This window comes from Mycobacterium stomatepiae (genome assembly GCF_010731715.1).
GTDB classification, from domain to species: Bacteria; Actinomycetota; Actinomycetes; order Mycobacteriales; family Mycobacteriaceae; genus Mycobacterium; species Mycobacterium stomatepiae.
The window spans coordinates 5,001,368-5,022,253 of sequence record NZ_AP022587.1 but is presented as its reverse complement, the minus strand read 5'-3'; the positions used below and the strand labels follow the sequence as shown (position 1 = coordinate 5,022,253).

The following is a 20,886-nucleotide window of genomic DNA, read 5'->3' as shown; positions in this document are numbered from 1 at the left end:
TGCATCTACCTTGCGCGCGCGGACTGAGAGTCAACTGAGATAACGTTCGTCGATTCACGAGAGTTCGCTGCGTCGCCGTCCATCGGAACGGCGGGGTCGGTCGTGGCGTCGCTGCCGGCGCCGCCCCCACTCTCGGTCCCGGCCGTCCGATACGTCGAAATCGGCAGCGGCCGGCCGGGAAGCAGCACGTAAATCGATGTTCCCGGCGGGTGTCCTCCCGAAACGGTGTCTTCGACGCGCAGCAGTCCGCCGTGGTTGAGCACCACCTGCTTGACGATGGCCAACCCCAGCCCCGAACCCGGCAGGGCCCGCGCCGTCGTCGAGCGGTAGAACCGCTCGAACACCAGGCGCCGCTCGTGCGGCGGGATCCCCGGGCCGAAGTCCGAGACGATCAGCTCGGCATGCGACGGGTCGAGCTGTCGCATCCTGACACCGACCTGGGCACCCGGCGGACTCCACTTGGCGGCGTTGTCCATCAAGTTCAGCGCCGCCCGCGACAGTCCGGCCGCGTCGCCGTAGACCTGCCACGGAATCACGTCGACATCGAAGTGAATGTCGTTGCGCCGCCGCCTGACTCGCTCCAGGCTGCGGTCGATGACCTCGGACATGTCGACCGGCTCGTGCACCACCTGGCCGGCGTCGTCTCGGGTGAGGTCCACCAAATCGCCTACCAGAGTGGACAATTCCTCGATCTGCGCCAGCACATCGGCACGCAGGTCGACCATCTCCTGCTCGGGCAGCCGCGGCGCTCCCGGTTCCATGGACGCCATCAACAGTTCGACATTGGTCCGCAGCGACGTTAGCGGGGTGCGCAATTCATGTCCGGCGTCGGTGACCAGCCGAGCCTGCCGCTCCCGGGACTCGGCGAGCGCTCGCAGCATTAAGTTGAATGCCTCAGTGAGCCTTGCTAATTCGTCGCTTCCGAACACCGGGATCGGCCGCAGGTCGTCGGTGCGAGCCACCCGCTCGGCCGCTTCGGTCAACCGGGCGACCGGCCGCAGCCCCGCCCGGGTGACCATGCCGCCGGCCACCGCGGCGACCGCGACACCGACACCGCCGACGATCAGCAGCACCCAGCGCAGCTTGGTCATCACCGCCTCGGTCGGCCGCAGGCTCTTGGAGATCAGCAGCGAACTGCCGTTGGGCAGGTGAATCGCCAGGATGCGCTGGTCGGCAGCGGTGCGTCGGGACATGAACAGGTCGCCGCGAATGACCGCCTTCTCCGGCGCGTCGACCGGCAGGGTCTGGCCCGGCTGTTGGGCGGTGTAAATCGAATGGCCCGGGTTCACCAGCATCGCGTTCACGTCCGAATACGCCGTGCCCTCGATGGCCTTGGCCGGGTCGGCGGCCAGCGAACCGCTGGCGATCAGCAGCTGAGCGCGGCTGTCCAGCTGGTTGTCGATGTCGCTGTAGAGCGCCGCCGCGATCACCGCATAGACGGCGAATGCCATCAGCACGACAACCATCGCCACCATCGACATCGCCAGCAACATCACCCGCCACCGCAGCGACAACGAACTGGGGGCTCGTAGTGGTGCGCGCCGACGTCGTTGGAACCGGATCATCAGGGCGGCGTCTCCCGAAGGACGTAGCCGACGCCGCGCACGGTGTGGATCAGGCGCGGCTCACCGTCGGCTTCCGTTTTGCGGCGCAGGTACCCGACGTACACCTCCAGCGCGTTGCCCGAGGTGGGAAAGTCGAATCCCCACACCTCTTCGAGAATGCGGCTTCGGGTGAGCACCCGGCGCGGATTGGCGATCAACATCTCCAGCAGCGCGAACTCGGTACGGGTCAGGCTGATCCGGCGATGCCCGCGGGTGACCTCACGGGTCACCGGGTCCAGCGCCAGGTCGCCGAACGTCAGGGCGACCGACTCGGCGTCCTCGGGCTTGGTGCGGCGCAGCAGCGCCCGCATCCGGGCCAGCAGCTCTTCGAGGGCGAACGGCTTCGGCAGGTAGTCGTCCGCACCGGCGTCCAGGCCGGCGACCCGCTCGGACACCGAATCGCGGGCGGTCAGCACCAGGATCGGCAGGTCGTCGCCGGTGCTGCGGAGGTGACGGCACACTTCGAGACCGTCTAGCCGCGGCATCATCACGTCGAGCACGACCGCGTCGGGCCGGTCGCTGGAGATGATCTCCAGCGCCTCGACACCGTCATTGGCCAACTCGACCGAGTAGCCGTTGAAGGAAAGCGATCTGCGCAGCGATTCGCGGACCGCGCGATCGTCATCGACGACAAGAATGCGCACGGCCACTAGTTTCGTCCTAGGCCCTGAGAGCGGCCTGAGAGGCGCGCCGCGTATTCCCCGAGATGTCTGCTCGATGACGATACGGGCCCGCAGGGCCGGCTGAGGAGTCGGGCAATCGAGCTAGCGTCGGTCTAGATCGATCAGGCCAAGGCGAGCGGCCTTGAGCAGTCGACGCGGAACCTTGTGCTTCTGGCCGGCCACTGTCACACCGACGAGCTCGGTTTTTTCGGCCTTCCACTGCGAGCGGCGGCTACGGGTATTCGAGCGCGACATCCTGCGCTTGGGTGTGGCCATGGTCGGGCCTTACTCCTCGGTCTGGGGTTTCGGTCGTGCGCCGCGCGGCATGGGCCTCTACGGCCGACGGCGACGATTGGCATCAAGAATAGTCGGTGACCTGCTGGTGGCCAAAATGGGCCGTGCGGCCTGGGCAGCTATGACAGCGACGGCAAGCCGGGCATCCTTGACGTGACACCGGCGGTACCCGCTAACCTACCGGGTGGTTGGTTGGTTGAGCACCGGTAATTCCTGAATGGAGGACGCCAATGGCCTCTGCTTCTGGCCGGTCCGGTGCCGTGCGGATCGCGAACTGTTCGGGGTTCTACGGCGACCGGCTCGCTGCAATGCGCGAGATGCTGACCGGCGGCGACATCGACTACCTCACCGGCGACTACCTGGCCGAGCTCACCATGCTGATCCTGGGCCGCGACCGGATGAAACACCCGGAGCGCGGCTACGCCAAGACGTTCCTGACCCAGCTCGAGGACTGCCTGGGCGAGGCCCGTGACCGCGGGGTGCGCATCGTTGCCAACGCCGGCGGCCTCAATCCCGCCGGGCTGGCCGACGCGATCCGCGCCCTGGCCGAGCGCCTGGGCATCCCCGCCCGGGTCGCCCACGTCGAGGGCGACAACCTGGGGCCGCGCGCGGCCGAACTCGGGCTGGGCACGCCGCTGACGGCCAACGCCTACCTGGGGGCGTGGGGCATCGTCGACTGCCTCGGCGACGGCGCCGACGTCGTCGTCACCGGCCGGGTCACCGACGCCTCGGTGATCGTCGGGGCGGCGGCCGCACACTTCGGCTGGGGCCGCACCGACTACAACGAACTCGCCGGCGCGGTGGTCGCCGGACACGTCATCGAATGCGGCGTGCAGGCCACCGGCGGCAACTACGCGTTCTTCACCGAAGTGCCCGACCTGACCAGCCTTTTTCACGCCGGCTTCCCGCTGGCCGAGGTCAGCGCCGACGGCTCCTCGGTGATCACCAAGCACGCCGGCACCGGCGGGTTGGTCAGCGTCGACACCGTCACCGCGCAACTGCTCTACGAGATCACCGGCGCCCGCTACGCCAACCCGGACGTCACGGCGCGGATGGACTCGGTGCAGCTGACGGCCGACGGCCCCGACCGGGTCCGCATCAGCGGCGTGGTGGGCGAGCCGCCGCCGCCGACGCTGAAGGTCTCGCTGAACAGCATCGGCGGATTCCGCAACGCGATGACGTTCGTGCTGACCGGGCTGGACATCGAGGCCAAGGCCGAGTTGGTGCGCCGGCAACTCGAAGCCGGTTTGACGGTCAAGCCGGCCGAGCTGGAATGGACGCTGGCCCGCACCGATCACGCCGACGCCGACACCGAGGAAGCCGCCAGCGCGCTGCTGCGTTGCGTGGTCCGCGACCCCGACCCGGCCAATGTCGGTCGCCAGTTCTCCTCGGCAGCAGTCGAATTGGCGCTCGCCAGCTATCCAGGTTTTCACGTCACCGCCCCGCCGGGGGAAGGCCAGGTCTATGGCGTCTTCACCGCGGGCTACGTCGACGCCACCGTCGTGCCGCACATCGCGGTCCACGCCGACGGAACTCGCGTCGATATCCATTGCACCACAGATACTTTGATACTCGAGCCCGCCACCGAGCCGGCGTTGCCGGAACCGTTGCCCAAGGGTCCGACCCGGCGCGCGCCGCTGGGCCGCATCGCCGGCGCCCGCAGCGGCGACAAGGGCGGTTCGGCCAACGTCGGGGTCTGGGTGCGTACCGAGAACCAATGGCGTTGGCTGGCCAACATATTGACGGTCGGGCTGCTCAAGGAGCTGCTGCCCGAGGCGTCGGACTGCGACGTCACCCGCCACGTGTTTCCCAACCTGCGCTCGGTGAACTTCGTGATCGAGGGCATCCTCGGTCAAGGCGTCGCCTATCAGGCGCGGTTCGACCCCCAGGCCAAGGGGCTGGGCGAATGGCTGCGCAGCCGCCACGTCGACATCCCGGAAAGCCTGCTATGAGTATTTGGACCACCCCGGAGCGCGAACAGCTGCGAAAGACGGTGCGAGCGTTCACCGAACGCGAAGTCCTACCCCACATCGACGAGTGGGAACGCACCGGCGAATTGCCACGCGAGTTGCATCGGCGCGCCGGGGCGGCCGGCCTGCTGGGTGCGGGGCTGCCCGAAGCGGTCGGCGGCGGTGGCGGCGACGGCGCCGACGCGGTGCTCATCTGCGAGGAGTTCCACCAGGCCGGCGGACCGGGCGGCGTCTTCGCGTCGCTGTTCACCTGCGGCATCGCGGTGCCACACATGATCGCCTCGGGTGATCAACGGCTGATCGAGGAGTTCGTGCGACCGACGCTGGCCGGCGAGAAGATCGGATCGTTGGCCATCACCGAGCCCGGCGGCGGTTCGGACGTCGGGCATCTGCGCACCAGCGCGGTTTTAGACGGTGACCATTACGTGGTCAACGGCGCCAAGACCTACATCACCTCCGGCGTGCGTGCCGACTATGTCGTCACCGCGGTGCGTACCGGAGGCCCCGGCGCGGCAGGAGTTTCGCTGCTGGCGGTGGAGAAGGGCACGCCCGGCTTCGAGGTGAGCCGCAAGCTGGACAAGATGGGCTGGCGCTCCTCCGACACCGCCGAGCTGTCCTACGTCGACGCCCGGGTGCCGGTGGACAACCTGGTCGGCGCCGAGAACACCGGGTTCGCCCAGATCGCGCAGGCGTTCGTATCCGAGCGGATCGGACTTGCCGCGCAAGCATATTCGAGCGCACAACGGTGCCTGGACATCACCGTGGCTTGGTGTCGCGACCGCGAGACGTTCGGCCGCCCGCTGATTTCGCGCCAGTCGGTGCAGAACACGCTGGCCGAAATGGCCCGGCGCATCGACGTCGCCCGGGTCTACTCGCGCAACGTGGTGGAACGCCAGCTCGCCGGCGAGACGAATCTGATCCCGCAGGTCTGCTTCGCCAAGAACACCGCCGTCGAAGCCGGCGAGTGGGTGGCCAACCAAGCCGTTCAGCTTTTCGGCGGGATGGGTTACATGGCCGAATCCGAAGTCGAGCGCCAATATCGGGACATGCGAATCCTGGGCATCGGCGGCGGTACCACCGAAATCCTGACCGCACTGTCCGCCAAAATCCTGGGGTATCAATCGTGACGGTATTGCAGTCCACCCTCGACCCGAAGGCTTCCAGCTACGCCGACGCGGCCGAAACCATGATCGCCAAGCTCGCCGAGATCGACGTCGAGCACGGCAAGGCCCTTGCCGGTGGTGGAGTGAAATACACCGAGCGCCACCACGCCCGCGGCAAGCTCACCGCCCGCGAGCGTATCGAACTGCTGCTGGACCCGGATTCGCCGTTCCTCGAGCTGAGCCCGCTGGCCGCCTACGGCAGTTCCTTCACCCTAGGCGCCAGCGTGGTGGTGGGCATCGGTGCCGTCGAGGGCGTGGAGTGCCTGATCGTCGCCAATGACCCGACCGTCAAGGGCGGCACCAGCAATCCCTGGACGCTGAAGAAGATCTTGCGCGCCAACCAGATTGCGCTGCAGAACCGGCTGCCGGTGGTGTCGCTCGTCGAATCCGGTGGCGCGGACCTGCCCACCCAGAAGGAGATCTTCGTCCCCGGTGGGCAGATGTTCCGCGACCTGACCCGGCTGTCGGCGGCCGGCATTCCGACCATCGCGCTGGTCTTCGGAAACTCCACGGCCGGCGGCGCCTACATCCCCGGCATGTCCGACCATGTCGTGATGATCAAGGAGCGCTCGAAGGTGTTCCTGGCCGGTCCCCCGCTGGTGAAGATGGCCACGGGTGAGGAATCCGACGACGAGTCGCTCGGTGGCGCCGAAATGCATGCCCGCACTTCGGGTCTGGCCGACTACTTCGCCATCGACGAGCTCGATGCGATCCGCATCGGGCGCCGCGTGGTGGCCCGGCTGAACTGGCGCAAGCTCGGGCCGGTGCCGCGGCCGGTGATCGAGCCGCTGTTCGACGCCGAGGAGCTGATCGGCATCGTGTCGTCGGATCTGCGCATCCCGTTCGACCCGCGCGACGTGATCGCGCGCACCGTCGACGGCTCCGAATTCGACGAGTTCAAGCCGATGTACGGCTCGTCGCTGGTCACGGGCTGGGCGACGCTGTGCGGCTACCCGATCGGCATTCTGGCCAACCACCGCGGCGTGCTGTTCAGCGAGGAATCGCAGAAGGCCACCCAATTCATCCAACTGGCCAACCGCTACGACACGCCACTGTTGTTCTTGCACAACACCACCGGATACATGGTCGGCAAGGACTACGAAGAAGGCGGCATGATCAAACACGGCTCGATGATGATCAACGCCGTGTCCAACTCGACCGTCCCGCACATCTCGCTGCTGATCGGCGCGTCCTACGGCGCCGGTCACTACGGCATGTGCGGGCGCGCCTACGACCCCCGATTCCTGTTCGCCTGGCCCAGCGCCAAATCCGCCGTGATGGGCGGTGTCCAGCTGGCCGGCGTGCTGTCGATCGTCAGCCGTGCGGCCGCCGAGGCCCGCGGTCAGCAGGTCGACGAGGACGCCGACGCCGCGATGCGGGCCGCTGTCGAGGGCCAGATCGAGGCCGAGTCGCTGCCGATGGTCCTGTCGGGAATGCTCTACGACGACGGGGTGATCGACCCCCGCGATACCCGCACGGTACTGGGAATGTGTCTGTCCGCCATCGCGAATGGCCCGATCAAGGGGACGTCGAACTTCGGCGTCTTCCGGATGTGAGCCCCATGGGAATCACCCGAGTTCTGGTTGCCAACCGCGGCGAAATCGCCCGCCGAGTCTTCGCCAGCTGCCGGCGCCTCGGCCTAGGCACCGTCGCGGTCTACACCGAGCCGGACGCCGCGGCCCCGCACGTCGCCGAGGCCGATGCCGCGGTGCGGCTGGCGAAGACCAATGACTATTTGAATGCCGAGGCCATCATCGCCGCCGCACGCGCAGCGGGCGCCGATGCGGTGCACCCCGGCTACGGATTCCTCTCGGAGAACGCCGAATTCGCGGCAGCCGTCCAGGCCGCGGGCTTGACCTGGGTCGGTCCGCCGGTGGACGCGGTGCGAGCGATGGGTTCCAAGATCGAGTCCAAGAAACTGATGGCGTCGGCCGGAGTGCCGGTCCTCGACGAACTCGACCCCGACTCGATCACGCAAGCCCAGCTGCCGGTGCTGGTCAAGGCCTCCGCCGGCGGCGGTGGCCGCGGGATGAGAGTGGTCCACGAATTGTCGGCGTTGGCGGGTGAAGTCGCCGCCGCTCAGCGCGAAGCGCAGTCAGCGTTCGGTGATCCGACCGTGTTCTGCGAGCGCTACCTGCCGACCGGCCACCACGTGGAAGTTCAGGTCCTGGCCGACACCCACGGCACGGTGTGGGCGGTCGGGGAACGGGAATGCTCGATTCAGCGCCGCCACCAGAAGATCATCGAAGAGGCTCCGTCGCCGTTGGTGGAACGCATTCCGGGCATGCGGGCCAAGCTTTTCGACGCCGCCCGGCTGGCCGCCAGCGCGATCGGCTACGCCGGCGCCGGGACGGTGGAGTTTCTCGCCGACCCGAACTCTCAAGACGGTGAGTTCTTCTTCCTCGAGATGAACACCAGGCTGCAGGTCGAACACCCGGTTACCGAGGAGACCGCCGGACTCGACCTCGTCGAGCTGCAGCTCGCGGTGGCCGACGGTGACCGTCTCGACGTCGAACCTCCTGTCGCCCATGGTCATTCGATCGAGGCCCGGCTGTATGCCGAAGGCCCCGCGCGCGGCTGGCAACCCCAGGCGGGCCCGGTGCACACCTTCGACGTGCCCGGTACCAGGGCACAGTTCGACTCGCTGCGGCAGCGCACCGGGATCCGGCTGGACTCCGGCATTGTCGACGGGTCGGTCGTCTCGATTCACTACGACCCGATGCTGGCCAAGGTCATCTCGTACGCGCCGACCCGACGGCAATCCGCGCTGGTGCTGGCCGACGCGTTGGCCAGGACGCGGCTGCACGGGCTGCGCACCAACCGCGAGCTGTTGGTGAACGTGCTGCGGCATCCGGCATTCCTCGACGGCGCGACCGACACCGCGTTCTTCGACACACACGGCCTGGCGCAGCTGTCGGCACCGCTGGCCGATGCAGCCGTCGTGCGTTTGTCGGCGATCGCCGCGGCACTGGCCGAGGCCGCTCACAATCGCGCGTCGGCCGCGGTATACGGCTCGCTTCCCAGTGGCTGGCGCAACCTGACCTCGGGCTATCAGGTCAAGTCCTACACCGACGACGAGGACAATGAGCACCGAGTCGAATACCGCTTCACCAGAACGGGTTTGGTGCTGGCTGGCGACGAACCGGTGCAGCTGGTCTCGTCAGCGCCAGGCGAGGTGGTGCTGGCCGACGCCAACGGCGTAGCGTGCCGCTTCACGGTTGCCCGCCACGGCCGCGACGTCTACGTCGACTCGACCCGAGGGCCCGTCCATTTGGACGCGGTACCCCGGTTCCCCGAGCCGGGCTCAGCCGTTGCCAAGGGATCGCTGGTGGCACCGATGCCCGGCAACGTCATCCGGCTCGGCGCGCAGGTTGGTGAGCGTGTCACGACCGGACAGCCGTTGATCTGGCTAGAAGCGATGAAGATGGAACACACCATCAGCGCACCCAGCGACGGTGTGCTCGCCGAACTCAACGTCACCACCGGCCAGCAAGTCGAGGTCGGCGCAGTGCTGGGAGTGATCGCAAGCGCGGCGCAGCCGGGCGCAGCGGGTCACGACCATCCAGATACCGCGCGCGTGGATGCGCCAGAAGCAGAAGGAGATTCGTAATGATCGATACCAGCTTCATCGAAAGCGAGGAGCGTCAGGCGCTGCGCAAGTCGGTGTCCGCGTGGGCATCCAACTACGGCAGCGAGTACTACCTGCGTAAGGCCCGCGTGCAGGAGCACACCGATGAATTGTGGTCCGAGGCAGGCAAGCTCGGCTTTCTCGGCGTCAACCTGCCGGAGGAATACGGCGGCGGCGGCGCGGGAATGTACGAGCTGTCCTTGGTCATGGAGGAAATGGCCGCCGCGGGCAGTGCGCTGCTGCTGATGGTGGTCTCGCCGGCCATCAACGGCACGATCATCAGCAAGTTCGGCACCGACGAGCAGAAGAAGCGCTGGATCCCCTCGATCGCCGACGGCACGCTGACGATGGCGTTCGCCATCACCGAGCCCGACGCCGGATCCAACTCGCACAAGATCACCACCACCGCGCGCCGCGACGGCAGTGACTGGATCCTCAAGGGCCAGAAGGTTTATATCTCCGGTATCGACCAGGCCCAGGCGGTGCTGGTGGTGGCCCGCAGCGAGGAAGCCAAGACCGGCAAGCTGCGCCCGGCGCTGTTCGTGGTGCCCACCGACTCCCCCGGCTTCAGCTACACCCCCATCGAGATGGAGCTGATCAGCCCCGAGCGTCAATTCCAGGTCTTCCTGGACGACGTCCGGCTGCCCGCCGATGCGCTCGTCGGGGCCGAAGATGCCGCTATCGCACAGCTTTTCGCGGGCCTGAACCCCGAGCGGATCATGGGCGCGGCCAGTTCGGTGGGCATGGGCCGGTTCGCGCTGGAGAAGGCGGCCGACTACGTCAAGACCCGTCAGGTGTGGGGAGCGCCGATCGGCTCGCACCAGGGCCTGTCGCATCCGTTGGCGCAGTGCCACATCGAGGTCGAACTCGCCAAGCTGATGATGCAGAAGGCCGCCACACTCTACGACAGCGGCAACGACGCGGGCGCGGCCGAGGCCGCGAACATGGCCAAATACGCCGCGGCCGAAGCTGCTACCCGCTCGGTGGATCAGGCCGTGCAGTCGATGGGCGGCAATGGACTGACCAAGGAATACGGCGTCGCGGCGATGCTCGCCTCGGCCCGGCTGGGCCGAATCGCGCCGGTCAGCCGGGAGATGGTGCTGAACTTCGTCGCGCAAACATCGCTGGGCCTGCCGCGCAGCTACTGATGGATACCTTTGTCGAATACGCCGTCACGGGGCCGTACGCCCGGCTGACGCTGAACTCGCCGCACAACCGCAACGCGCTATCGACCACTCTGGTCAGGCAATTGCACCAGGGCCTGCGCGACGCGGCGGCCGACCCCGCCGTGCGGGTGGTGGTGCTCGGGCACACCGGCGGCACGTTCTGTGCCGGCGCCGACCTCAGCGAGGCCGGCAGCGGTAACCCGCGTGACGATCGCGAGGGCGGCGCAGCCGGGCGAAGCGGGTCGCCACCATCGGCTTACGACATGGCCGCGGCGCGGGCCCAGGAGATGACCGCAGTGCTGCGCGCGATCGTCTCGTCACCGCTGCCGGTCATCGCCGCCGTCGACGGTCATGTCCGGGCGGGCGGATTCGGCTTGGTCGGCGCCTGCGACATCGCGGTGGCGGGGCCGCGCAGCACCTTCGCGCTGACCGAGGCGCGCATCGGGGTCGCCCCGTCGATCATCTCGCTGACGCTGCTGCCCAAGCTGTCGCCGCGGGCGGCGGCCCGCTACTACCTCACCGGCGAGACGTTCGATGCCGCCGTCGCCGCGGAGATCGGGTTGGTCACGATCGCGGCCGACGATGTCGACGTCGCGGTGGCCGAACTGGTCGCCGATATCGGCCGCGGGTCGCCGCGGGGCCTGGCGGCATCGAAGGCGCTGACGACGGCCGCCGTGCTCGAAGGGTTCGACCGCGACGCGCAGCGGCTTACCGAGGAATCCGCCCGGCTGTTCGTCTCCGACGAAGCACGCGAAGGCATGCTGGCATTCCTGCACAAACGACGCCCCAGTTGGGCCCCGCCCACGGCCGCCGACGACGCCGACCGCAATTAGGCGTGCGTAGGAGGATGGTTGCGATTTAGCCAACCCTCTTGCAGCAAAAGTTGTACGTCGTACGCTCGTGGTTGATGAGCGATTCGGCGCAACGGGATGCGAAGGCCGCCCGCGAGGACTTCTCGCGAGCGGCCGATACCGACCGCATCCAAATTGCACAGTTACTCGCGTATGCGGCTGAGCAGGGACGCCTGCAGCTCAAGGACTACGAAGATCGTCTGACCAGAGCATATGCGGCGACGACGTACGAAGAACTCGATCAGCTCCGGGCAGATTTGCCGGGCGCGCCGTTAAGCCCCCGGCGCGGCGGAAAGCAGAATCCGGCGCCGTCCACCCTGCTGCTCGCCTTGTTGAGCGGATTCGAGCGCCGCGGACGCTGGAACGTGCCGAAGAAGCTGACGACGTTCACGCTGTGGGGCAGCGGTGTGGTTGATCTGCGCTACGCGGACTTCACGTCGACCGAAGTCGATATCCATGTGGTCTCGATCATGGGTGCGCAGAACATCGTGTTGCCGCCCGAAGTCAATGTCGAGATCCGCGGCCGCGGGGTAATGGGTGGCTTCGACCGCGATATCGCGGGCCAAGGCACGCCCGGTGCGCCGCGAGTGAACATCCACGGCTTCTCGCTATGGGGCGGTGTGGGCATCAAGCGCAAAGCGCGCAGGCCCCACTGATAACCCGGCGAACGTCAGCCGGCTTGATATTGATTTGATCCGCCGTCGGCTAGTGCGGCGCGGATCCCCGTCCGGCTCGATCGAGACCTAGAGGCTACTGGCACGGCGGCGCAAATGCGAGGGATTGCGTATCTTCGCAAAAACCCGAAATTGCCGCATCCGTCGACTAGCGTCCACACCAGCGGCTCAGGGGGTGCAAGCGACGCCACAGGGACAGGCCCCTAAGTAACGGAAGTGCGTCGCAAGAATCCAGCGCAAAGGGTCTATTAAGGCTGCGCGAAAGACTATGCGCAGCTGGCCTTTCGCTGCTCCGGTGCCGCCATGGAATGTCGGCAGCACGCGAAGAAAGGGCTGGAAATGGTGGCACTCGGCAACATTAGCGAATGGCAACCGCCACACGGTCCGCTCACCATGTGGACCGCCGTACCGACGGCATATGAGGCGACCCGCACCGCGCCCCGAAGCGATCTTGCTCCGAGTTACCAGCAGGCACAACACCTCTGGGCCGCCTACCACGGCAAGGCGATGAACAGGCGGCTGCCGCGGCTGATGATCGTCGCCTGGGACATCGCCGGCAACTGCGACATTGCCGCAATGACAACGGCGGTCAATACCCATGTCCGTCGGCACGACACCTACCACAACTGGTTCGAATTCGAGGACGGCGTCATCGTGCGCCGCACCATCGAGGACCCGGAAGCCATCGACTTGGCGCCCGTGCCGTGGGGCCACATGACGCCCGCGCAAGTTCGCACCCATGTGCTGACGACGAGCCGCGAAACGCTCGAATGGGGTTGCTTCAGCTTCGGTATCGTCCAGCACACCGACTACTTCACCTTCTACGCCAGCGTCGATCATCTGCACATCGACGGGCTGTCCGCCGGCGTCATCTTCTTCGACATCCACCTGACGTATCAACAACTGACCCAAGGCGCTGATCCGCGCCAGCCCGCCACGGCTGTCCAGCTCAGGAGCTACCGCGACTACACGGCGCGGCAACGCCAGAGGGTTGCGGACCTGACCCTGTCGTCGCCCGAGATCAAAGACTGGATCGACTTCGCGCGCGACGCCGATGGCGACTGGCCGAGCTTTCCGCTGCCGCTGGGCGATACCTGGACCAGCAGCGCGGGTGATTTGATGACCGTCGAGTTGTTGGATGCCGCCGGGACGGAGGCGTTCGATTCCGCCTGCATCGCGGCCGGCGCCCGGTTCATCGGAGGCGTCTTGGCGCGCACCGCGCTGGCCGAATACATATTGACCGGCAACGAGGTTCATCGCGGGTTCACCGCAAGGGACACCCGGACACAGGGCATCGACACGATGACGGTGGGCTGGTTCGCCAGCATGGTTCCGGTCGTCGTGCCGACCGCTGGCGGTTCGTTCCCCGAGGCCGCCCGGGCCGCTCAGAAATCTTTCGACGCAGGCAAGGACCTTGCCCACGTGCCGGTCGAGCGGCTGTTGGAGCTCGCGACACCGGATGAACTGGGCATCAAGCTGCCATCGCAGCTGCCGATGATGCTGTCCTTCCTCGACTTTCGCAAGATTCCACTGGCCGGCCTGTGGGCAGAGACGAACTTCGGCACCTACGGCGACAACCTGTCTCACGGCGGGATCAACGTGTGGATCAACCGGCACGCCGAAAGAACGACGGTCACGATCTCCTTCCCGGACAATGAGATAGCCCGCGAGTCGGTGCATCAATACGTCGAGACCCTGCTCCGGATTTTCGCCCGCATCGCGGGTAAGGCTCTGGAGCAGTCCAGCATCGTTGCCGTTGAAGTGAATACGGATGGACTGTACGCCCTTGCCCCGACGAAAGACGACGACGAGGCGGCTTAGTTAGATGAGCAACGTGCTGGATCTGGCCGACCAGACACTCTTTCTCGGAGAGCGAGCGACAGCGACCACCAGTGTGTTGCAATGCATCTGGGTGTACGATCGGGGCCTCGACATCGAGGGCTTGCGACGATTCCACCAGCATCTGAGCCGGGGCCGGTTGTCCCGCCGCATCGAACGATCTCCGCTGCCGTTCGGCCGTCACCGCTGGGTATCGCCCAGCGATCGGCCCAGCCTCGAGATCGCGGCAACGCCGCGGCCGCGTGACGAGATCGACTCCTGGCTCGAAACGCAGGCCGGCTTCCGGCCGGATGCCGAACACGGACCCGGGTGGCATCTTGCCATGCTGCCGCTGACCGACGGCGGTGCCGTGGTGAGTTTCGTTGTCACGCATTGCCTCACCGATGGCGTCGGGCTCTGCGAGGCGGTGGCCGCTGCGGCTTGCGGGCGCGACGATGCGATCACCTGGCCGGCCGCGGCATCGCGGCGACGGTGGCAGGCGCTGCGCGAGGATGCACGCCAAACCGCCTGCAACACCGCGGATCTGGGTCGCGCCGTCGTCGCGGCGGCACGCATGGCCCGGCAAAGCAACAACGCCGCCCCGGCAGCGAAGCGGCGGCCCGCACCACCCAGCGGCCCGGACCGAAGCATCGCGCTGCCGATGGCGATGCTCTTCTTCGACGCCGACGAGTGGGACGCCCGCGCGCAGGCGCTCGGCGGAACCAGCAACGCGCTGCTCGCGGGATTGGCGACCTACCTCGCCCAGCGCGTGGGGCGGGTCGCGGCGGACGGCTCGGTCAACGTGGGGATGCCGCTCAACCAGCGCGCCCCGGGCGACACCCGCGCCAACGCCGTGATCAACGTCGACGTCACGGTCAAACCGGCGGCCGCGACGGCGGGACTGGGCGAGATCCGCGCCGCGATCAAGCAGGCGCTGGTCCGCAGCCAGGATGCACCCGACGAGCGGTGGGCATTGCTGCCACTGATCCCGCTGATCCCAAAACCCATCTTTCGCAGGCTGATCAGCGTGGTCACCGGCAGCGCGACGACTGTCGTGTCGTCCAACCTCGGCGCGATCGACCCGGCGGCGAACCGGCCGGACGGTACGGACGCCGACTACTTCGCGATGAAGTCGGTGTACCCGGGCGTCACCGACGCGACGATGTACCGCACCAACGGCGCGCTGGCGTTGCTGTCGGGACGGGTGAACGGTCGGCTCTTCGTGTCGTTCCTCGCCTACGAGCTCGGCCGCGACAATTCGAATGCCGATCTGGAACAGCATATTTCGAGCGCGCTGAGCGAGTTTTCGCTGACCGCCAGAGCGGGCTGGCACGCCCCCAGTCCGGCGTCGCGTTAGCGGCGGCGCCGAGACCGGAGATAGTCGCCGACCACCGCCGCACCCAGGCCGTCGAGATCGGGCACCACGACGCGTCCCTCGACCCGTCGCGCGACCTGGTCGATGAACCGCGCCAGGCCGGGATCGCTGCCCAGCCGGAAGATGGTGATCTGCGCGCCCAGCCGCGCCATGTCGTCGAACCCGCGCACGGTGTGGGCGATGGTGCGCGGATGGGGCGGGTAATCAAAAAACACCGACGACCCGTCGCCACCGACATCCTCGAGGTGCGCGGTCGGCTCACCGTCGGTCACCACCAGCACGACGGGCTGCGCGTTGGGATGGCGGCGCAGATGACGGCCCGCCAGCGCCAGCGCGTGATGCAGGTTGGTGCCCTGCTCGTAGACCCCCTCCAAGCCGGTGAGTTCGGCCGCGGTCACGGTCCGGGCGTAACGGCCAAAGGCGATGATCTGCAAGGCATCCGAGCGGAACCGGGTGCACACCAGGTGGTTGAGCGCTAGCGCCGTCTGCTTCATCGGCAGCCAGCGATTCTCCATCACCATCGAAAACGAGGTATCGACCAGCAGCGCCACCGCGGCCTGAGTGCGCGTCTCCGTCTCGGACACCTCGACGTCCTCGACGGTGATCTTCAACCGCGCGTCCGGGCCGTCGAGCGTCGCCGTTCCGGCCTGCCGCAGCACCGCGTTGGTCAACGTGCGGGGGATGTTCCACGGTTCGGTGTCACCGAACTGCCACGGCCGGGTCGCGCCCGTCAGCTCGCCGGCTGCACCGGCCCGCCGCAGCTCACGGTCGCCACGTCGGCTCGAAAGCTGTTGTGCCACATCGCGTAATGCCGTCTCGCCGAGTCGGCGCATCGCCTTGGGCGACAGCCGCCACTGGCCATCGGAACCACGATCCAAAAAGCCCTGATTGACGAGTGCCCGTTCCAATTCGGACAGGGTGCGCGCGTCGACGGCGGCCTGGTCGCCGAGCTGGCGTGCCAGCGCGTCGAGGTCAACGTCGTCCATCGTGGCGCCGGGATAGCTCTGCGAAAGCTGGTCGGCCAGCTGCTCCAGTTCGGCGACGTCGGCCAACGCCTGGGTGCCTTCACCCATGCCGAACGGGTTGTCGCCGGAAAACTGCTCGGAACCCATCCAATCCTCGCCCGGCCGTGCGGCCTGCAAATGAGAGTCGAGACGGTTCAACGCCTGCATCAAAGAAGGCGAGCCAAATGCCTGCTGCGCCAAAGCATCCAGCTCGGCGCGCTGATCCGGGCTCAGGCTGTTGCGGAAACGCTGCGCGGCGGCGGCGCGCTTGGCCAGTGAGTCCAGCAGCTCGTCGACATTGCGCGGGTTCTCCGGGAAGAACTCGCCGTGCTTGTCCATGAACTCGTCGAAGTCCGCACTCGTGTCCGCACCGCGGGCATGCTTGTCCAGCAACTCGTTGAGGTCGTTGACCATGTCGGTGACGCGCTGGCGATCCTCGTCGGTGGCGCCCTCCAGGGCTTCCTTCATGCCGGCGAAACGCTGGTCGAGCATCTCGCGGCCAAGTAAATCCTTGATCTGGTCGTACTTTTCGCGCGCCTCCTGGCTGCGCCAGTTGTACTCGGACAGCTCTTGGACGGCCTTGGCCGGCGAGGACGGCAGCGCGTCGAGCTGCAGTTCGCCGAACCGGGCGTCGTCGTCGAGCGCGCGGGCCAGCTCCTTGCGCTCGGCCAGCACGGCCTCGTCAAGCAGCTTCTTGATGTCCTGCAGGGTTCCGTCTAGATTGTTGCGGCGCAAAAGATCCCGTCGGCGCCGGTTGGCTTCTGCGGCCAACCGGTCCGCGCCACGCATGTTCTCGGTGCCGCGCCGCAGTAGCTCGGACAGCGCCCGGCGCGGGGAGGTCCCGCCCATGACATCCTGCCCGATCTGCTCGAGTGCCTCGCGCAGATCCACCGGCGGGGCCAGCGGATCGGGCCCGCCGGTGTATGCCGAGTAACGTGAGGAGTGCCCTTGCGAAAAAGGCTTAGCCATAGACGGTTTGGCCCTCCCCGGACACCTTGTCGATGCGCTTGGCCAGATACAGCGCTTCCAGTGCCAGCTCCAGCGCCGCAGCGCGTTCGCCCTCGGATTCCGCTTGCAGCCGATCGGCGATCTCCTCCACGACCGGCAGGCCCGGAACCGCGGCCAGCACGTCCTTGGCCGAGATCCGCTCGCCCGTCGTCACCGCCGAACCGGCTTCCACCGCGGAGACCAGTGGGGCAACGTCGATGCCACCGAGCGTCCGAGACGCGGTGTCGGCGGTGGCGCGGCGCAATAGGTGCTCGAGCACCGCCTGCTCGCGGCCCTCCTCACCGGATTCGAACTCCAACTTGCCGCGCAGCACGTCGATCACGGTGCCCAGGTCCACAACTCGGGCCACCGGGTCGGTCTCGCCGAGGATCGCATCCCGGTGCCGCGCGGAGGCGGCGACGGTCTCGGCCGCCGCGATCGCGAACCGCGCAGAGACGCCGGATCGCTGGTCGACCGAGTTCGACTCGCGCAGGTAGCGGGCGAACCGCGCGATCACCTGCGTCAGGTAATCGGGCACCTGCGCGCTCAGGTGTGCTTCCTGGACGATGACGCCGACCTCCGCGTCCAGCTCCAGCGGGTAGTGGGTGCGGATCTCGGCGCCGAACCGGTCCTTGAGCGGGGTGATGATGCGGCCGCGGTTGGTGTAGTCCTCGGGGTTGGCACTGGCGACCACCAACACGTCCAGCGGCAGGCGCAGCGTGTAGCCGCGGACCTGGATGTCGCGCTCCTCCATCACGTTGAGCATCGACACCTGAATCCGCTCGGCGAGGTCGGGCAGTTCGTTGACCGCCACGACGCCGCGGTGCGCCCGCGGGATCAGGCCGTAGGCGATGGTCTCCGGGTCCCCGAGGCTGCGGCCCTCGGCTACCTTGATCGGGTCGATGTCACCGACCAGGTCGGCGACGCTGGTGTCGGGCGTGGCCAGCTTCTCGGTGTAGCGCTCGCTGCGGTGTCGCCACTCCACCGGCAGGTCGTCGCCGAGGGTGGCGGCCCGCCGGATCGACTCCGGAGTGATCGGTGTGTAAGGGTGCTCGCCGAGCTCGGCGCCCCCGATCACCGGTGTCCATTCATCGAGCAAGCCGACCAGCGCGCGCAGCAGTCGAGTTTTACCCTGGCCGCGCTCGCCGAGCAGAACGAAGTCGTGACCCGCGATCAGCGCCCGCTCCAGCTGGGGCAATACGGTGTCCTCGAATCCCAGGATGCCCGGCCAGATATCGTCACCCTCGGCCAGCGCCGTCAGCAGATTCTCGCGGATTTCCTGCTTGACTCCCCGTTCACGATGGCCGGACGCACGCAGCTCGCCGACGGTTCGGGGCAGATTGCTCGGTGATGTCACCACTCCAAGTTACGTCGCGCGACATATGTGCGTCATGTGCACCGGGTTTAGGGACCTTAACTGTGCCCGCGCACTGATTTCAGTGCGCCCTAGTGAGCGAAGTGGCGCGCACCGGTGAGGTACAAGGTGACGCCGGCCGCGGTGGCCGCCGCGGTCACTTCGTCGTCGCGCACCGAGCCGCCGGGGTGCACGATCGCTTTGACTCCCGCGCGCGCCAGCGTTTCCAGCCCGTCCGGGAAGGGAAAGAACGCATCGGAGGCCGCCACCGAGCCGCGGACGCGGTCGCCGCCGCGCGCATTCCCTCTTTCGATGGCCAGCCGGGCCGCGTCGACCCGGTTGACCTGACCCATGCCGACGCCGATCGTGGCGCCGCCGGCGGCGATCACGATCGCGTTCGACTTGACCGCGCGACAGGTGCGCCACGCAAAGACGAGGTCGCTTAACGTCGCCGAGTCCGCCGGTGCTCCCGTCGCCAGCGTCCAGTTGGCCGGGTTGTCACCGTGCGCGTCGAGCTGGTCACGCTGCTGCATCAGCAATCCCCCGCTGACCGGCCTCAGCTCGGCGCCACCGGCCAGCGGCTCGGAAGCCACCAGCACCCGGATGTTCTTCTTGCGTGTCAAGGCATCGAGGGCATCCGGCGCGTATGCGGGGGCCACGATCACCTCGGTGAAGATGGTGCCGACGTACTCCGCCATCTCAAGGCTGACTTCGGTATTCGTGGCGATGACGCCCCCGAAGGCGCTCAGCGGATCGCACTCGTGGGCCTTGCGATGGGCGTCGGCGACCGAGATCGACGAGATCGCGATCCCACACGGGTTGGCGTGCTTGATGATGGCCACACAGATTTCTTCGTGGTCGAACGCGGCCCGCCAGGCCGCGTCCGCGTCGGTGAAGTTGTTGTAGGACATCTCTTTTCCGTGCAGCTGCTCGGCCTGCGCAAGGCCCGGCCAGGCTGCCGGATCGACGTATAGCGCGGCCTGCTGGTGCGGGTTCTCGCCGTAGCGCAGCATCGCCGAGCGGCGCCAGCTGTGGCCGTACCACCGCGGGAACGCCGTTTCGGGATGCTCGGGCGCCACGGTGCATTCCATCCAGCTCGCCACCGCGATGTCGTACTCCGCGGTGTGCTGAAAGGCCAACGACGCCAGCTTCTTGCGCTCGGCGAGGGTGAATCCGCCGTTACGCGTCGCGGCGAGCACCCCGTCGTAGCCGAGCGGGTCGACGACCACCGCCACGCTCGGATGGTTTTTCGCGGCCGCCCGAACCATCGACGGCCCGCCGATGTCGATCTGCTCGACGCATTCGTCCAGGCCCGCGCCGGAGTCGACGGTCTGGCTGAACGGATAGAGGTTCACCACCACCAGTTCGAAGGCCGCGATCCCGAGCTCCTCGAGCGCCGCGGCGTGCTCGGGCTTGCGCAGATCGGCGAGCAGTCCGGCGTGCACGCGCGGGTGCAATGTCTTGACCCGGCCGTCGAGCACTTCGGGAAAGCCGGTCAGCTGCTCCACGGGGGTCACCGGAATGCCGTTGTCCGCAATGGTTTTCGCGGTCGAACCGGTCGAGACGATCTCGACGCCGGCCGCAGTGAGGCCCTGGGCGAGTTCAATCAACCCGGTCTTGTCGTAGACGCTGATCAGGGCGCGGCGAATCGCTCTTCTTGACTCGTCGGTGCTCATGCTGTGCTCATCCCAGGGTCGCCTTTCGTCCGATCCAGGTCACGCCGCGAGTCGCGATCGCGGCCACCACGTCCACCAGCAGTCGCCGTTCGATGACTTTGATGCGTTCGTGCAGTGTCTCTTCGGTGTCGCCGTCGAGGACCGGAATGGACTCCTGCGCCAATATCGGCCCGGTGTCCATGCCGGCATCCACCAGGTGCACCGTACAGCCAGTAACCTTCACACCGTAATCCAGCGCTTCGGGAACCGCGTGCGCTCCCGGGAACGCCGGCAGCAGCGCCGGATGGGTGTTCAGCGTGCGTCCGCAGAATCTCGAAAGGAATTGTGGTCCAAGGATTTTCATGAATCCGGCCGAGACGATGAGATCGGGCGAGTGCGCGGCGGTAGCCTCGGTGATGGCGGCGTCCCAGGCTTCGCGGCTGGGGTGATCGCCGAGCCGGACCGTGAACGTCGGCACCGATGCGGCCGCGGCGATCTCGGTGGCCCGGCAGTCGCGATCCACGCCGACCGCGACCACCCGAGCCGGGAAGTCGTCGACGGCGGCGGCCAGCAGCGAATTCAGTAGCGAGCCGGTGCCCGACGCCAGCACCACCAATCGCGCCGGTGCACTCGGAGGCACGCGCAGCGGTTCGAGCACATCGCGAGCCTACTAACGACAAC

The 20,886-nt window shown here is 67.3% G+C and carries 16 protein-coding genes; 9 read left to right on the top strand and 7 right to left on the bottom strand.

All coding sequences use genetic code 11. The features are described from left to right. Window positions 1–5 precede the first annotated feature (5 nt). From G6N54_RS23945 to rpmF, 3 genes are all read right to left on the bottom strand, one after another. Entirely contained in the window at window positions 6–1,565 is a 1,560-nt protein-coding gene (locus tag G6N54_RS23945) for a HAMP domain-containing sensor histidine kinase (RefSeq protein WP_163792614.1), read from the bottom strand. Beyond that, on the bottom strand, window positions 1,565–2,248 hold the full coding sequence (locus tag G6N54_RS23940; protein ID WP_163792612.1) for a response regulator transcription factor: 684 nt from the start codon (window positions 2,246–2,248) through the stop codon (window positions 1,565–1,567). Before G6N54_RS23940 ends, G6N54_RS23945 begins: the two co-directional genes overlap by 1 nt. A gap of 120 nt (window positions 2,249–2,368) precedes the next feature. After that, complete coding sequence (rpmF, locus tag G6N54_RS23935) at window positions 2,369–2,542, bottom strand: 50S ribosomal protein L32 (protein ID WP_036471323.1); 174 nt, start codon at window positions 2,540–2,542, stop codon at window positions 2,369–2,371. Window positions 2,543–2,820: 278 nt separating this feature from the next. Between rpmF and G6N54_RS23930 the strand changes: the two genes are divergently transcribed. From G6N54_RS23930 to G6N54_RS23890, 9 genes are all read left to right on the top strand, one after another. After that, complete coding sequence (locus G6N54_RS23930) at window positions 2,821–4,512, top strand: acyclic terpene utilization AtuA family protein (protein ID WP_163794934.1); 1,692 nt, start codon at window positions 2,821–2,823, stop codon at window positions 4,510–4,512. Continuing rightward, entirely contained in the window at window positions 4,509–5,657 is a 1,149-nt protein-coding gene (locus tag G6N54_RS23925) for an acyl-CoA dehydrogenase family protein (protein ID WP_163792610.1), read from the top strand. The genes G6N54_RS23930 and G6N54_RS23925 overlap by 4 nt, the downstream gene beginning before the upstream one ends. A 59-nt stretch (window positions 5,658–5,716) precedes the next feature. Next, complete coding sequence (locus G6N54_RS23920; RefSeq protein ID WP_179969257.1) at window positions 5,717–7,249, top strand: acyl-CoA carboxylase subunit beta; 1,533 nt, start codon at window positions 5,717–5,719, stop codon at window positions 7,247–7,249. A 5-nt stretch (window positions 7,250–7,254) separates the two neighbouring features. Beyond that, window positions 7,255–9,303, top strand: coding sequence for an acetyl/propionyl/methylcrotonyl-CoA carboxylase subunit alpha (locus G6N54_RS23915; RefSeq protein WP_163792606.1), 2,049 nt, complete (start codon window positions 7,255–7,257; stop codon window positions 9,301–9,303). After that, window positions 9,303–10,469 (top strand): acyl-CoA dehydrogenase family protein, encoded by a 1,167-nt coding sequence (locus G6N54_RS23910; RefSeq protein WP_163792603.1) that lies wholly within the window; start codon window positions 9,303–9,305, stop codon window positions 10,467–10,469. The genes G6N54_RS23915 and G6N54_RS23910 overlap by 1 nt, the downstream gene beginning before the upstream one ends. Further along, window positions 10,469–11,320 carry an enoyl-CoA hydratase family protein gene (locus G6N54_RS23905; protein WP_163792601.1) on the top strand — a complete coding sequence of 284 codons (852 nt, stop codon included), beginning with the start codon at window positions 10,469–10,471 and terminating at the stop codon, window positions 11,318–11,320. The genes G6N54_RS23910 and G6N54_RS23905 overlap by 1 nt, the downstream gene beginning before the upstream one ends. Before the next feature lie 74 nt (window positions 11,321–11,394). Then, on the top strand, window positions 11,395–11,994 hold the full coding sequence (locus G6N54_RS23900; protein WP_163792599.1) for a DUF1707 SHOCT-like domain-containing protein: 600 nt from the start codon (window positions 11,395–11,397) through the stop codon (window positions 11,992–11,994). A 357-nt stretch (window positions 11,995–12,351) separates the two neighbouring features. Continuing rightward, complete coding sequence (locus tag G6N54_RS23895; RefSeq protein ID WP_163794933.1) at window positions 12,352–13,833, top strand: condensation domain-containing protein; 1,482 nt, start codon at window positions 12,352–12,354, stop codon at window positions 13,831–13,833. Between the two features lie 4 nt (window positions 13,834–13,837). Next, the gene (locus tag G6N54_RS23890) at window positions 13,838–15,187 is read left to right on the top strand and encodes a hypothetical protein (protein WP_163792597.1); all 1,350 of its coding nucleotides are present in this window, start codon (window positions 13,838–13,840) and stop codon (window positions 15,185–15,187) included. Here the strand turns inward: G6N54_RS23890 and G6N54_RS23885 are convergent. From G6N54_RS23885 to purN, 4 genes are all read right to left on the bottom strand, one after another. Beyond that, window positions 15,184–17,178, bottom strand: coding sequence for a vWA domain-containing protein (locus G6N54_RS23885; protein ID WP_163792595.1), 1,995 nt, complete (start codon window positions 17,176–17,178; stop codon window positions 15,184–15,186). The two genes, G6N54_RS23890 and G6N54_RS23885, sit on opposite strands and share 4 nt — an antisense overlap. Next, window positions 17,171–18,556 carry a sigma 54-interacting transcriptional regulator gene (locus G6N54_RS23880; protein ID WP_163792593.1) on the bottom strand — a complete coding sequence of 462 codons (1,386 nt, stop codon included), beginning with the start codon at window positions 18,554–18,556 and terminating at the stop codon, window positions 17,171–17,173. Before G6N54_RS23880 ends, G6N54_RS23885 begins: the two co-directional genes overlap by 8 nt. A gap of 86 nt (window positions 18,557–18,642) precedes the next feature. Then, a complete protein-coding gene (purH, locus tag G6N54_RS23875) occupies window positions 18,643–20,226 on the bottom strand; it encodes a bifunctional phosphoribosylaminoimidazolecarboxamide formyltransferase/IMP cyclohydrolase (RefSeq protein ID WP_163792590.1) in 1,584 nt (527 codons plus the stop codon). Window positions 20,227–20,233: 7 nt separating this feature from the next. Then, window positions 20,234–20,863, bottom strand: a complete 630-nt coding sequence (purN, locus tag G6N54_RS23870) for a phosphoribosylglycinamide formyltransferase (protein ID WP_163792589.1) — start codon at window positions 20,861–20,863, stop codon at window positions 20,234–20,236. Window positions 20,864–20,886 lie beyond the last annotated feature (23 nt).

What these genes read in the sequence shown, in the direction of transcription:
- G6N54_RS23945 (WP_163792614.1), bottom strand. Translation starts at nt 1,565, where the DNA reads ATGATCCGGTTCCAACGACGTCGGCGCGCACCACTACGAGCCCCCAGT.
- rpmF (WP_036471323.1), bottom strand. Translation starts at nt 2,542, where the DNA reads ATGGCCACACCCAAGCGCAGGATGTCGCGCTCGAATACCCGTAGCCGC.
- G6N54_RS23925 (WP_163792610.1), top strand. Translation starts at nt 4,509, where the DNA reads ATGAGTATTTGGACCACCCCGGAGCGCGAACAGCTGCGAAAGACGGTG.
- G6N54_RS23920 (WP_179969257.1), top strand. Translation starts at nt 5,717, where the DNA reads ATGATCGCCAAGCTCGCCGAGATCGACGTCGAGCACGGCAAGGCCCTT.
- G6N54_RS23915 (WP_163792606.1), top strand. Translation starts at nt 7,255, where the DNA reads ATGGGAATCACCCGAGTTCTGGTTGCCAACCGCGGCGAAATCGCCCGC.
- G6N54_RS23910 (WP_163792603.1), top strand. Translation starts at nt 9,303, where the DNA reads ATGATCGATACCAGCTTCATCGAAAGCGAGGAGCGTCAGGCGCTGCGC.
- G6N54_RS23905 (WP_163792601.1), top strand. Translation starts at nt 10,469, where the DNA reads ATGGATACCTTTGTCGAATACGCCGTCACGGGGCCGTACGCCCGGCTG.
- G6N54_RS23900 (WP_163792599.1), top strand. Translation starts at nt 11,395, where the DNA reads ATGAGCGATTCGGCGCAACGGGATGCGAAGGCCGCCCGCGAGGACTTC.
- G6N54_RS23895 (WP_163794933.1), top strand. Translation starts at nt 12,352, where the DNA reads ATGGTGGCACTCGGCAACATTAGCGAATGGCAACCGCCACACGGTCCG.
- G6N54_RS23890 (WP_163792597.1), top strand. Translation starts at nt 13,838, where the DNA reads ATGAGCAACGTGCTGGATCTGGCCGACCAGACACTCTTTCTCGGAGAG.
- G6N54_RS23885 (WP_163792595.1), bottom strand. Translation starts at nt 17,178, where the DNA reads ATGGCTAAGCCTTTTTCGCAAGGGCACTCCTCACGTTACTCGGCATAC.
- purH (WP_163792590.1), bottom strand. Translation starts at nt 20,226, where the DNA reads ATGAGCACCGACGAGTCAAGAAGAGCGATTCGCCGCGCCCTGATCAGC.